Consider the following 12,459-nt stretch of genomic DNA (forward strand, 5'->3'; position numbering starts at 1 on the left):
CCTGGGACAAGACGAAGAGCGGGACCGAGAAGGCGTGGGACAAAACCCGCAACGGCAGCGAGACGGCCTGGGACAAGACGAAGAGCGGGACCGAGAAAGTGTGGGATAAAACCCGCCAGGGAACAACCAGCGCCGCGCAGGATGTTGGCCAGTGGAGCGACAAGACGGGCCGGAAAATCGGTAAGTTCGGTCGCAATGTCGGCAATAGCGTGGATCAGGGTTTCCACGACACGTTTTCGGGCAGCAAATAACTCCCGGCTCCCGCAGGCCATGCTCCCTGCGGGTCTGCTCCCGGACAGGTGCGGCTAGCCAGAGCGGGGAGGAGGCTATCGGGCGGGTATGGTCCCGCGCAGGCGGCTACCGGTCCGGGGCCGTCAGTTTACAGTCCGGGCCGGGGTGGCCGGTGCGCCGGGGGCGGCTGTAAACACGCCCTGCCATGTCGCGGGCGGGTTTTTCATGCCGCTGTCATTGCGGTGCCACCACCCCCCGCCAAGGGCCTGAAACAGGCCGACCGTGTCAGAAAAACGGGCGACCCGGGCCTGAACCAGGGCCTGCCGGGCCAGCAGGGCCTGTTGTTCGACGGTCATCACCATAGCGACGCTGACATCGCCCATCGTGTTCTGCGCACGGGTGATTTTAACGCCCTGCTGGGCGGTCATATCGCTCTGCTGCGTGGCTGCCAGGGTGTCGGCGTCGTCCTGCAGGGCGTGCAGGGCGTCGGCCACGTTCTGGATCGCGCCCAGAACCGTTGCGCGATAGGTCATGCTGGATGCCAGAAGCGTCTCACGCGCCTCCCGCTCCAGATGCCAGAGCTGAAAACCCTGAAAAAGCGGCTGGGCCACCATGGCGCCAATTTCCCAGTTGCCGGAACCGGGGGCGAAGAACTGGCTCATGGCGTTGACAGCCTGGCCCGGCGTGGCCGAAAGCTGGACATTGGGCAGGCGGTTGGCAATGGCCACACCCACCTGCGCGCTGTTGATATGCATCTGCGCCTCTGCCGCGCGCACGTCGGGGCGCTGTTCCAGCAGTTGCGACGGCAGGGAAACCGGCAGGGTTCCGGGCAGGTGGAACTGCTCCAGCCGGGGTTCGGGCAGCACTGCGTCGGGCGTTACGCCAACCAGCACCGCAATCTGGTCGTGGGCCTGTTCGGCCAGGAGTTTCAGGGGAGGCAGGGCGGCGGCCGTGTTTGTCATCACGGTCTGCTGGGCCAGCACATCGGCCAGTGCGGCGTCACCCAGGCGGTAACGGTCCTGCAGAATGCGCAGAATGTCCTTTTGTATGGCGATCTGGTCATTCAGCACCGCGATCTGCGCATTGGCGCTGGCCTGCTGCAGCACCGCGACCAGCAGCGAATTGATGATGGTGTTTACCATCGCCTCAAGCTGGAAACGCTGTACCTCGGCCTGTGCGGCCGCGGCCTCGATCTGGCGGCGCAAGCCGCCCCACAGATCGGGTGCGTAGGAAATGTTAAGCTGCAGGGTATGCAGGTTGTAGAGATAGCCGTTACTGGCCGGCACGGGTGACAGCGCCCGCGTGGTCTTGTTACGCGTGGGCTCGAACATGGCCGAAATACTGGGGAACATGGGAGAGGCCTGAACCTTGGCCTGTTCCCATGCGGCTTTGAGCGTTGTCTGCGCGCTTTGCAGGGACGGGTTGTTGGCGCGCGCGCGCTCGACCAGCGTGTTCAGTTCGGGAACGCCGAACAGGGTCCACCAGTCCCCGCTGACATCGCCGCCCTGCACAAGGCCCTGGCTTTGCGTGATCTGGCCGGGCAGGGACGTTGCCTGCACGGCGGTCGGGGCCGGGCCGGGCTGGTAGCGTACCTTGCCCTCAAGTGTCGGGCGATGAAAATCCGGTCCGACGGAACAGCCTGTCAGCGATGCGGCGACAAAGGCTGCCAGCACCGAGCGGTAATCGAGAACGCGCGCCATCATCCGCCTTTGCTAGCACCTGGCACAGTGGCCACAAACCTGTTCCAGCACCCCGATACAGTGCTGGTCGACCTTAATTGAAGTGGCCTGTCCCCTGCCGGACATCCGTGAGCGGGATATCGTACATCCCGATCCCGTACCCTGATCCTGTTTTTGTACAGAGTATTCCGGCGCAATCAAGGCAGCCGCTTGCATCGGCCCGCCTGCCTGACCCTGTTCTGCACGATGCTAGGCAGGCTTTGAGGCGGCGCGGTCAAGGGCAATCACGAAACTTTCATAATCCTGCTGGCCATGCAGCGCGGCCATGCGGCTTTCCGCCGCTGGTTATGCCGCGCGGTGTCCGGGACAAAAAAACGCGCTCCAGCCTTGGGGGCCGGAGCGCGCGGTCGCGGGGGTGTGCCTGCGGTAAGGGGCGGGCTTGCGGCTATTCGGCCGCGGGCACGTAAACCTTGCCGCCAGCAAGGCGGAATTCCTCGCTTTTCTCTTCCAGGCCCTTGAGGCGGATGGCTTCATCCTTCAGGTCGTGGCTGATCCGCATGGAACAGAATTTCGGCCCGCACATGGAGCAGAAATGCGCGGTCTTGTGCGCCTCGCGCGGCATGGTCTCGTCATGATACGCGCAGGCCGTGTCGGGATCGAGCGAGAGGTTGAACTGGTCCTCCCACCGGAAGGAAAAGCGTGCGCGGCTCAGCGCGTCGTCGCGCAGTTTGGCCGCCGGGTGGCCTTTCGCCAGATCCGCCGCATGGGCTGCGATCCGGTAGGTAATGACGCCGGTTTTCACGTCATTGCGGTCGGGCAGGCCCAGATGCTCCTTGGGGGTCACGTAGCAGAGCATGGACGTGCCGAACCAGCCGATCATGGCGGCCCCGATGGCGGACGTAATATGGTCGTAACCGGGGGCGATGTCGGTGGTCAGCGGGCCAAGCGTGTAAAAGGGCGCTTCCTTGCAGTCGCGCAACTGCTTGTCCATGTTTTCCTTGATCTTGTGCATGGGCACATGGCCCGGCCCTTCGATCATGACCTGACAGCCCTTGGCCCAGGCGATCTCGGTCAGTTCGCCCAGGGTTTCCAGTTCCGCGAACTGGGCGGCGTCGTTTGCATCGGCAATGCTGCCGGGGCGCAGGCCGTCGCCCAGAGAGAAAGAGACATCGTAGGCGCGCATGATGTCGCAGATTTCTTCGAAATGCTCATACAGGAAGCTCTCGCGGTGCCCGTTCAGGCACCAGCTTGCCATGATGGAGCCACCGCGCGAGACAATGCCGGTGACACGGTTGGCGGTCAGCGGCACATGGGCCAGGCGTACCCCGGCATGGATGGTAAAGTAATCCACCCCCTGTTCGGCCTGTTCGATCAGCGTGTCGCGGAACACCGGCCAGTCCAGTCTGGTGACGTCGCCGCCCACTTTCTCCAGCGCCTGGTACATGGGCACGGTGCCGATGGGCGTGGGGGAGTTGCGCAGGATCCAGTCGCGGATGTTATGGATATTACGCCCGGTCGAGAGGTCCATGACCGTGTCGGCCCCCCAGCGAATGGCCCAGACCAGTTTTTCGACTTCCTCGGCGGCGGAGGATGTCACGGCCGAATTGCCGATATTGGCGTTGACCTTCACCAGGAAGTTGCGCCCGATAATAACCGGTTCAAGCTCGGGGTGGTTGATGTTGGCCGGAATAATGGCCCGCCCGCGCGCGATTTCGTCACGCACGAATTCCGGCGTGACAAATTCGGGCAGCGCCGCGCCAAAGGACTGTCCGTCCTGCAGGCGGGTGGCGGCCCCTTCTGCGGCCTGCTGGCGGCCCAGGTTTTCACGGTGGGCAACATAGATCATCTCATCGGTGATGATCCCGGCCTTGGCGAATTCATACTGCGTGACAGGCTGGTCCGGCCTTGCCTTGTAGACCGCATGCGGCGCGGGGCAGGGCTGTACCAGGTAAGCACCTTCGGCATGGCCGTTGTCTTCGGGGCGGATGGCGCGCGGCGTAACCGCCTCGAACCCGCGCGCGGCAAGCCAGGCGGCCCGCACAGGGGGCAGGCCCTTGCGCACGTCGATCGCGATTGCGGGGTCCGTATAGGGGCCGGAGGTGTCGTAGACCCTTAGCGGCGCTTCCTTCGCGGACGGGTCGAGCGTGATATCGCGGAACGGCACGCGGATATCGGGCCGTCCGGCCGGGCTGGTGTAGACCTTGGCCGACCCGCGCAGGGGGCCGGTCGTGACCCGGCCGGGGCCATTGGGGTCGGATGCCGTGGTGTGTGGGGGGGATGCGGTATCGGTTAAAGACATCAGAATTCTCCTCCGCCGAGGAGGACAGGCCCGAAACACCAGCCATAGGGCAAGCCCATGGTCCCGTGCCCTGGGCACGAACGGCCGTGCTGTCATGCACGGCCCCGGCCTGCGGGCATTGTGTCTTCAGGCACCAGTCCCTCCGCCGGTATAAGCCGGATCAGGTTCCCCGCCAGAAGCCGTATGCCACTGGCGGCAGGGTCGCCACGGTGCCCCTGTTACGGTGCATGAAGTGGCCTCTCAGTTCCTTGCCGGAACCCCCCTTGGTTGGCTTAATCAGATAGACAAGCCTCTGTAACTGTCAAGAAAATTCACAGGGAAACCAAAAACGTCTACGGATTGTTCATGATCGCGCAAGGCTGACAAGCGTATTTGGCATGCACTGTCCCGACTGTGCTAATAAATAAAAAAATTTAAGGTGTAAAGTTTTTTCTGAGTCTGTCATGCTTTAGCCATGAAAACAGAAAAGAAACACGCGCTCGATGCGGTAAAGAATCTGGAAATGTCGCCCAACGCCAACCGCGTATTATGGGCGGCTGCTTTTGTATCCGCGATATGTGGTGGCCTTTATGGCTACGATACCGGGATAATTTCTGGTGCTCTATTGCTGATAACCAAAGATTTCCATCTTACGGCCGGGCAGGAGGAAATGGTTACTTCCGCGATTCTGGTCGGTGCCGTTCTTGGCGCAATGGGAATCTCGTGGTTATCTGAAAAGTTCGGCCGTCGTGTTTCGGTCATGGTAGTGACGGCGGTTTTCGTCGTGGGGGCTGTGGCCTGTGGGCAGGCGCCAGACGTCACAACGCTTGTCGTGGCCCGCGTGTTCCTCGGGCTTGCCGTGGGTGGGGCTACGCAGGTCGTGCCCACCTATATTTCTGAACTGGCTCCGGCGGCCAAGCGCGGCAATCTGGTCACGCTGTTCAATGTCGCCATTGGCGTTGGCATTTTTCTGGCCAATCTGGTGGGCTTTACCATGCGTGACGCCTGGGGCTGGCGGCCCATGGTCATGATCGCGGCGGGACCCGCGGCTTTTGTTTTCATCTGCATGTTCTTCCTGCCCAAGAGCCCGCGCTGGACCGCCGAGAACGAAGGGCTGACATCCGCCGTCGAACAGCTTGGCCGTGTCCGGTCCTCCCGCAAGGCCATCCAGCGCGAAATTACCGAAATCCACGAAAGTGTCGTGGGGATGGAAGATGACGAACGGGGCTGGAAAGGGCTTATGCTGCCGTGGGTGCGGCCCGCCCTTGTCGCGGCCCTTGGCATTGCCTTTTTCACCCAGGCTGGCGGCCTGGAGATGATGATCTACTACACCCCCACCTTCCTGTCCGACGCCGGGTTCGGCCAGTCCTCCGCCCTGCTGACCAGCCTTGGCGTGGCCATGGTCTATCTGGTCATGACCCTGCTGGGGTGCCTGTTCGTCGACCGGATCGGGCGGCGCAGGCTCGTGCTCATCATGGGGCCGGGTTCGGTGCTCAGCCTGCTGGGTCTTGGGCTGGTCTTTGCGCTGCACCCTGACAAGGGCAGCGTGGGCAGCTGGATGATTGTCGTGTTTCTGTTGCTGTTCATGGTGTTCAATTCCGGCGGTATTCAGGTCGTGGGCTGGCTGTTGGGGGCGGAACTGTTCCCCCTGCCCATGCGTGCGGCTGCAACCAGCGTGCATGCGGGGGTTCTGTGGGGGGCTGACCTGCTGGTGACCGCCACGGCGCTGACACTGGTGCAACTGATCTCGCTGGGGGGCACCATGTGGCTTTATGCCGGGGTCAATCTGGCGTCCGTGGTGTTTGTCTATTTCTTCGTGCCCGAGACGGCGGGGGCAACGCTGGAGGAAATCGAGAGCGCCCTGCGCCGGGGAGACTTTACGCCAACCGCGCAGAATCATCGCCGTATCCTGACGGAAGACGAAGTTGCCCGCCAGGACGGTGCGGAAATGGCCTGACCATCGGTTCAGGTCGGCCGGTCGGGCTGGTTCGGTGGGACCTGGCCCTGAGCCGATCGGCCTGTGGTAGGCCGGCCCCGGGTGAAATCGCCCCGGGTGACCTGGCCCCGGGTGGGCCGCCCTTGGGTGGGCTGGCCCGGATGGCCCGGTCCTGCCGGACGACCGGGCAGATGGCCGGGTTGCCGACTGGCTAGCGGACCGGGCTGGCGGACTGGGCAACCGACCGGGTGGGCGCTGCCCGGTCGGCACCGGGGGCAGGGGCTTGCGCGAGGTCGCGTATGTCTGCAACGGCACGGGGCGGCGCGAGCCGTGTCATGATCCCGGTTGCGCTGTGCCCCCTGCGGGGTGAACCCGGTCTGGGGTCAGCCTATGCCCTGGCGTATTTCGGTTGCTCCACTTTTGCGGAGCAGGAAAAGTGCCACCAGATAGACGAGCAGCCCCGCCACGGACAGCAGCGCGCCACCTATGCCCAGCGATCCATAGCCGAAATGGCTGGCCAGCAGCATGCTGCCGAGGGATGCCCCCAGCGCGTTGGCGATGTTGAAAGCCGAATGGTTGAGCGACGCGGCCAGTGTCTGCCCATCCCCCGCGAAATCCATCAGCCGGGTTTGCAGGGCCGGCCCCAGCGCGGTCACGAAGGTCGGCACCAGGAACACGTCAATCATCAGCCCGGTCGTATTGTGCAGTACGACGGGGAAGACCAGCATCACCGCGGCACTGCCGCCCAGGGCGAGCATTACCGCCAGATCGAGATTGCGGTCCACGATCCAGGCGCCGATATTGGCCCCGGCCAGCATGCCCATCCCCCACACGATCATGAAGAGCATGACCATCCATTCGGGTACATGCGTCACGTTTTCGAGCACGCTCGTCAGATAGGCGTAGAGCGCGAACATGCCGCCAAAACCCACGGCCGCGGTCAGCAGTGTCAAAAGCACCTGCGCGTTGCCCAGTGCTGCAATTTCCCGGAGCGGGGAGTTGGTGCGGTTGGGGCGGTCGGCGGGGATGTAGCGCCAGACCCCGGCACAGGTCACAAGACCGAACACGCCAATGATCAGATACGCGACCCGCCAGCCCAGATGATCGGCCGCAAAGGTCGAGAACGGCGCGCCGATCAGGGTCGAGATGGCAATGCCCGACAGCACGCGGCCCACGGCCCAGCCCCGTCGGGACGGTTCCACCATGGATGCCGCGACCAGCGCCGAAATACCGAACAGCGCGCCATGCGGCAGCCCGGTGATGAAGCGCGCGACTTCCACCAGACCTGCCGTGGGCATGAGAACGCTCAGGACATTGCCTGCCACGAACAGGACCAGCAGCCCCAGCAGCAATTCCCGCCGCGACAGGCGCGCGCCCAGAATGGTGATAAGGGGCGCGCCCACGACAACCCCAAGCGCGTAGGCCGTGATGGCGTAACCGGCATCGGCCTCGGAAAGATGGAGTGACGCCGCAAATTCGGGGAGCATGCCCATAATGGCGAACTCTCCCGTGCCGACGACAAAGGTGCAGAAGGTCAGGATGAACAGGGCGGCACGGCGCCCGTGCGGCGGCGCGATCCGGATCGCGTCACCTGGAGAGAGATGTATGTCGGTTGTCATGAAAAAACCCGGGAAGAAAATGTGGTCAGGGTGCCAAAGATCAGGATGCCAGAGGTTTGCGGGCAGAGGTTTGGCGTGTCAGGGGGCAGGGGTTTAGGGGCTCAGGGCGAGAAGGGCCGCGCGGGCAATGGCGATGTCATCCTCGGTCGAGGCACCTGATACGCCAATCGCCCCCAGGCAGGTGCCGTTCGTGTCCCTGATCGTCAGCCCGCCGCCAAAGCTGGTCAGCCCGCCATTGGTGTTTTCCAGCGAATAGGCCACGCCGTCCGGGCGGGCAATCCGTGCAAAGTCGGCGCTGTCCATCTGGAACAGCGTTGCCGTGCGGGCCTTTTTGTTGGCGACATCGATCGCACCCAGAATGGTGCCATCCATGCGCATGAACGCCACGGGCCATGCGGTTGCATCCACAATGGAAATACAGACCCTGACACCCAGATGTTCGGCGTGGGCCACGGCCGCGGCAAGCATGGTGGTGGCAGAGGAAAGCTGCATGTCGTTACCCTTCGTACTATGGAAAAAGGCGCCCGAACCTGTGCCGGATGCCCCGTTGCCGACGACCCGAGACGGGCGTCGCGCGCTCCGTGACCCAAGGCCTGTGTGGCTGGAGGACGTCAGTGCCGGAAACAGGACCGGGCTGGTAGCCGGTATTGCCCCCGCTGGTCGACCGCCAGTGTTGCTCCCGGTGTTCGATCCCGGTGCTCGGCCCGGATGGTCGCTCCCGGTCCCTGCTCCCGATGGTTGCCCCAATGGTCGTCCCCGGTGGCAAGGGCCGGGGCGTGGGCGCTGCTCTTCTTCAACATCACATGAGCGGCCGGATGTGAAATGAAATTCTTATGGCGTGGCTTTGAGCGCGGTGGGGCGTGTTCGATCTGTCACGCTGTCCTGCTTACTGCCCAGCCATGAAAAGCGTCACGGAAAGCATCATGGAAAAGTGCCATGACAGGGTGTTTCATCCCGTGGCGGCCGGTCCGTAAAACCCGATTCCGGTCCTGTTTTTTGTCAATTCAGCGCCAACCTGCCATGCCGGGTGCTGCCGCCCGGTGCGGAGCTTGTGGGCAAGCGTCACGATGGCGTTATCGGTGTGGCGTTTTTCGCCAGCACGGGTCGCGGAACATCTTACGCAGCGGAACTGCCCGATGACACGCCCATACTGCCTGCGGCCTGCCAGAGCCTGCCGCTGTGCCCCCTCTCTGGCCTGTTCCGCGCCTGATTTCCCGGCCTGTCGGTACGGGGAATCGGGGCGTGGTTCAGGTGCCGCATGCGGGCCAGCCCCCTCGCTGCGTGGCAGAGAGGGGGCGAGCGTTCAGCCCTGAAGGCTGGCTGTGAACTGTTCCAGCCAGTGGATGGTGTAATCCCCCTTGCGGAACTGGGGGTCGTCGAGAATCTGGCGGTGCAGGGGGATGACGGTCTTGATCCCTTCCACCACAAATTCATCCAGTGCGCGCTGCATGCGGGCAATGGCCTGTTCACGCGTAGGAGCATGCACGATCAGCTTGGCGATCATGCTGTCATAGAACGGCGGCACGCGGTAGCCGGTATACAATGCGCTGTCCACCCGCACACCAAGCCCGCCCGGCGGGTGGTACACCGCCACCGTGCCGGGGCAGGGGGCGAAGGTGGCGGGGTCTTCCGCGTTGATACGGCATTCGATCGCATGACCCGAAAAGGTCACGTCGTCCTGCGTGTAGCCAAGCTTTTCGCCCGCAGCCAGACGGATCTGTTCGCGCACGAGGTCCACGTCGCACACCATTTCGGTCACGGGGTGTTCGACCTGCAGGCGGGTGTTCATTTCAATGAAGCAGAACTGCCCGTCCTGGTACAGGAACTCCAGCGTGCCTGCATTACGGTAGCCCATGCGTGACAGGGCCTCGGTCGCGGTGCGGCCAATGGCGTCGCGCTGTTCGGCGCTGATGGCGGGGGACCCCGCTTCCTCAAGCAGTTTCTGGTGGCGGCGCTGGAGCGAGCAGTCACGTTCGCCAAAATGCACCACGTTGCCGTAATTGTCGCCCAGGATCTGCAGTTCGATATGGCGCGGGCGGTCCATGTATTTTTCAAGATACACGGCGTCGTTGCCGAAAGCCGCACGGGCTTCGGTCCGGGCCATGTTCCACGCATCGGCCAGTTCGTCGGCCGACTGCGCCACTTTCATGCCGCGTCCGCCGCCACCCGCCGCCGCCTTGATCAGCACCGGGTAGCCCACGCGGGCCGCGACGTCCCGCGCATCGTCCAGCGTTGCCAGTTCACCGTCCGAACCGGGAACCAGGGGCACGCCCAGGGCCAGCATGGTGGTCTTGGCGGTGATCTTGTCGCCCATCATGCGGATATGTTCCGCCGTGGGGCCGATAAAGGTCAGGCCGTGGGCCTCCACCGTTTCGGCAAAATCGGCATTTTCGGACAGAAAGCCGTAGCCGGGGTGAATGGCTTCCGCCCCGGTGATGGTGGCTGCGGACAGGATGGCCGCCACATTCAGGTACGACTCGCGCGAGGAGGCGGGGCCGATACACACGGCCTCATCCGCCAGGCGCACATGCATGGCGTCCGCATCCGCGGTGGAGTGGACGGCCACGGTCTTGATGCCAAGCTCCCGGCAGGCGCGCAGGACACGAAGGGCGATTTCGCCGCGATTGGCGATAAGGATCTTGGAAAACATTACTCGATAATGGCAAGTGGCTGGCCGAATTCCACCGGGTCGCCCGAGACAACCAGCATGGATTTGAGCGTGCCGCCCTTGGGGGCCTTGATCTGGTTGAAGGTTTTCATGGCTTCAATCAGCATCAGCGTCTGCCCGGCGGACACGACCTGCCCTTCCGTCACGAACGGGGGAGATGACGGGTCGGGCGCCAGATAGGCCACACCCACCATGGGGCTGGACACGGCACCCGGATGGCGCGCGAGATCGGCCGGGGCGGCGGGCACGGGCGCTGCCGCCGGGGCCGCAATGGGGGCCGCTGCCGGCGCGGGTGCTGCCGCCTGCACGGGGGCGGGCATGCGCGCGACGCGAATGCGGCTGTCCTTTTCGGCGACCTCGATTTCGGTCAGGCCGGTCTGGGTCAGAATTTCAGCGAGAGCCCGAATGGCATCCGCATCCACGAGCAGTCCGCTCATTGGTTTTCCTCACGCACAATAAGATCAGTCATTGCCTGCAATGCCAGAGAATACCCCCCCACGCCTAGTCCGCAGATAACGCCGGTGGCGGCGCGCGATACGTAGGAGTGGTGGCGGAATGGCTCGCGGCGGTGAATGTTGGAGATATGTACCTCTATGACCGGCAGGTCCGTGGCCAGTAACGCATCAAGCAGCGCAATGGATGTATGGGTATATCCCGCCGGGTTGATAACGATACCCTGGGCACGCCTGCGGCATTCCTGCACCCACGAAATCAGTTCGCCTTCGATGTTCGTCTGGCGGAAATCGATCGCCAGACCCAGCTTTTCGGCCGTACGCAGGCAGAGCTGTTCCACGTCGTCCAGCGTTGCCCGCCCGTAGACTTCGGGCTGGCGCTGGCCGAGCATGTTCAGGTTGGGGCCGTTCAGGACAGCAATGAGGGGTCTTTCCATGGTAGAGCGGGCCGTAGCACGATGGCGGGCGCTATCCAAGAGAGGACAGAAGCTCCGGGCTAAAAAACGCCCCCCGAACACGCCCCCGAACACGCCCTGGCGGAACCGCCGGGGTCTGGCGCGCGTCTGTTCCAGTGCAGTCCGTGCGGCGTATGGCACCCCAGACCCGTGGGGCATGACTGGCGCCATATTTCCGCCATGACGGGCTGGCAGATCAGGCCAAATGGCCACAACTGTGCCGTCGCGGACGAAAAAAGATTGACTTTCGTGGATCGGAATCGGTCTTCTACGGGCTCGATCGTGACAGACAAACGGAGTAAACAGGCGGATGTCAGCCCTGCGCCGGGCACTTCTTGGAAGTGTGTTCCTCTTCACCGCCCAGACTGCGAGCGGTGGGATCATGGTCCGTACCGCCCATGCCGCGGATACGGCCGATACGGAAGACAGCGGGACGGCCTGGGCCGATTCCGTCAACCGGGCGCTGGCCGCGCGCGCGGGGCAGGACGGTATTTCGACCGATTTCGCCCCTGCCGAAGGCCAGCTTTCCGCGCGGCACATTTCCTACCAGCCGGGTGTCGCAAGCTGGTACGGCGGGCGGTTTCACCATCGCCGCACCTCATCGGGTGCCCTGTTCGACAAGCATAACCTGACCGCCGCCCACCCGACCGCCCCCATTGGCAGCAAACTGCTTGTCACCTCCGAGGAAACGGGGCGTTCGGTGGTTGTGACCGTCAACGACCGCGGGCCCTACAGCCGTGGGCGTGTCATTGACCTGTCCCGTGCCGCTGCCGCACAGATCGGCATGCTGGGCAGCGGTGTGGCACATGTGCGCATTGCCACAGCCACGCCAGAGGAAGTGGCCTCCGCCCCCGAAACCGAATCTGTAACCGCTGACGAGCAGGCATCCCCCGCGCGCGCCGCAGCCCCCCTGCATGGCAGGCCGCTGCACCGGGTCCGTCCCCGGCACTGAGCCTGCGCGCCGGGCAGGCAGGATCGCGCGGGCCTGCTTATGCACCGGGCCATGCATACTGCCTGAGTGGCCCGGGAGTGCTTGCTTGCTAGGCATTCATTGACCGTGACCGTACCGCCTGCGGGGCGTGTTTTCTTACGACAGGCCGTTCTGTCGGGTAGCGGACCGTAGCGGGGTCCGGCCCGCTAC

The 12,459-nt window shown here is 63.8% G+C and carries 10 protein-coding genes and 1 pseudogene; 4 read left to right on the top strand and 7 right to left on the bottom strand.

What is annotated here, in order from left to right; translation table 11 throughout:
- A pseudogene (locus tag ABF990_RS11450) lies at nucleotides 1-251 on the top strand (hypothetical protein); the annotation flags it as partial.
- Between the two features lie 123 nt (nucleotides 252-374).
- On the opposite strand, the gene ABF990_RS11455 reads toward ABF990_RS11450, so the two are convergent.
- Both ABF990_RS11455 and thiC read right to left on the bottom strand, forming a co-directional pair.
- Nucleotides 375-1,934 (bottom strand): efflux transporter outer membrane subunit, encoded by a 1,560-nt coding sequence (locus ABF990_RS11455; RefSeq protein WP_415500163.1) that lies wholly within the window; start codon nucleotides 1,932-1,934, stop codon nucleotides 375-377.
- Nucleotides 1,935-2,355: 421 nt separating this feature from the next.
- Nucleotides 2,356-4,209: a phosphomethylpyrimidine synthase ThiC gene (gene thiC, locus ABF990_RS11460; RefSeq protein WP_415490902.1), complete on the bottom strand. Its 1,854-nt coding sequence runs from the start codon at nucleotides 4,207-4,209 to the stop codon at nucleotides 2,356-2,358.
- 454 nt (nucleotides 4,210-4,663) lie between these two features.
- Between thiC and ABF990_RS11465 the strand changes: the two genes are divergently transcribed.
- Nucleotides 4,664-6,145, top strand: coding sequence for a sugar porter family MFS transporter (locus tag ABF990_RS11465; RefSeq protein WP_415490901.1), 1,482 nt, complete (start codon nucleotides 4,664-4,666; stop codon nucleotides 6,143-6,145).
- Nucleotides 6,146-6,507: 362 nt separating this feature from the next.
- Here ABF990_RS11465 and ABF990_RS11470 read toward each other — a convergent pair whose 3' ends face one another.
- Together ABF990_RS11470 and ABF990_RS11475 are read right to left on the bottom strand one after the other, a co-directional pair.
- Nucleotides 6,508-7,743 carry an MFS transporter gene (locus tag ABF990_RS11470; protein WP_415490900.1) on the bottom strand — a complete coding sequence of 412 codons (1,236 nt, stop codon included), beginning with the start codon at nucleotides 7,741-7,743 and terminating at the stop codon, nucleotides 6,508-6,510.
- Nucleotides 7,744-7,836: 93 nt separating this feature from the next.
- Nucleotides 7,837-8,235 (bottom strand): GlcG/HbpS family heme-binding protein, encoded by a 399-nt coding sequence (locus tag ABF990_RS11475; protein ID WP_415490899.1) that lies wholly within the window; start codon nucleotides 8,233-8,235, stop codon nucleotides 7,837-7,839.
- Between the two features lie 559 nt (nucleotides 8,236-8,794).
- Between ABF990_RS11475 and ABF990_RS11480 the strand changes: the two genes are divergently transcribed.
- Nucleotides 8,795-8,953 carry a hypothetical protein gene (locus ABF990_RS11480; RefSeq protein WP_415490898.1) on the top strand — a complete coding sequence of 53 codons (159 nt, stop codon included), beginning with the start codon at nucleotides 8,795-8,797 and terminating at the stop codon, nucleotides 8,951-8,953.
- A gap of 93 nt (nucleotides 8,954-9,046) precedes the next feature.
- On the opposite strand, the gene accC is transcribed toward ABF990_RS11480, so the two are convergent.
- From accC to aroQ, 3 genes are read right to left on the bottom strand one after another with little or no spacing between them, the layout of a single operon-like run.
- Entirely contained in the window at nucleotides 9,047-10,393 is a 1,347-nt protein-coding gene (gene accC / locus ABF990_RS11485; protein WP_415490897.1) for an acetyl-CoA carboxylase biotin carboxylase subunit, read from the bottom strand.
- On the bottom strand, nucleotides 10,393-10,848 hold the full coding sequence (locus ABF990_RS11490) for an acetyl-CoA carboxylase biotin carboxyl carrier protein (protein ID WP_415490896.1): 456 nt from the start codon (nucleotides 10,846-10,848) through the stop codon (nucleotides 10,393-10,395). The genes accC and ABF990_RS11490 overlap by 1 nt, the downstream gene beginning before the upstream one ends.
- Entirely contained in the window at nucleotides 10,845-11,300 is a 456-nt protein-coding gene (gene aroQ / locus ABF990_RS11495; RefSeq protein ID WP_415490895.1) for a type II 3-dehydroquinate dehydratase, read from the bottom strand. Before aroQ ends, ABF990_RS11490 begins: the two co-directional genes overlap by 4 nt.
- A gap of 328 nt (nucleotides 11,301-11,628) precedes the next feature.
- On the opposite strand from aroQ, the gene ABF990_RS11500 reads away from it, so the two are divergent.
- The gene (locus tag ABF990_RS11500) at nucleotides 11,629-12,270 is read left to right on the top strand and encodes a septal ring lytic transglycosylase RlpA family protein (RefSeq protein WP_415490894.1); all 642 of its coding nucleotides are present in this window, start codon (nucleotides 11,629-11,631) and stop codon (nucleotides 12,268-12,270) included.
- Nucleotides 12,271-12,459 lie beyond the last annotated feature (189 nt).

Source organism: Acetobacter sp., from assembly GCF_047723915.1.
Classification (GTDB): domain Bacteria; phylum Pseudomonadota; class Alphaproteobacteria; order Acetobacterales; family Acetobacteraceae; genus Acetobacter.

Coding starts and splice junctions, on each gene's coding strand:
- ABF990_RS11455 (WP_415500163.1), bottom strand. CDS start 1,934: ATGATGGCGCGCGTTCTCGATTACCGCTCGGTGCTGGCAGCCTTTGTC.
- thiC (WP_415490902.1), bottom strand. CDS start 4,209: ATGTCTTTAACCGATACCGCATCCCCCCCACACACCACGGCATCCGAC.
- ABF990_RS11465 (WP_415490901.1), top strand. CDS start 4,664: ATGAAAACAGAAAAGAAACACGCGCTCGATGCGGTAAAGAATCTGGAA.
- ABF990_RS11470 (WP_415490900.1), bottom strand. CDS start 7,743: ATGACAACCGACATACATCTCTCTCCAGGTGACGCGATCCGGATCGCG.
- ABF990_RS11475 (WP_415490899.1), bottom strand. CDS start 8,235: ATGCAGCTTTCCTCTGCCACCACCATGCTTGCCGCGGCCGTGGCCCAC.
- accC (WP_415490897.1), bottom strand. CDS start 10,393: ATGTTTTCCAAGATCCTTATCGCCAATCGCGGCGAAATCGCCCTTCGT.
- ABF990_RS11490 (WP_415490896.1), bottom strand. CDS start 10,848: ATGAGCGGACTGCTCGTGGATGCGGATGCCATTCGGGCTCTCGCTGAA.
- aroQ (WP_415490895.1), bottom strand. CDS start 11,300: ATGGAAAGACCCCTCATTGCTGTCCTGAACGGCCCCAACCTGAACATG.
- ABF990_RS11500 (WP_415490894.1), top strand. CDS start 11,629: ATGTCAGCCCTGCGCCGGGCACTTCTTGGAAGTGTGTTCCTCTTCACC.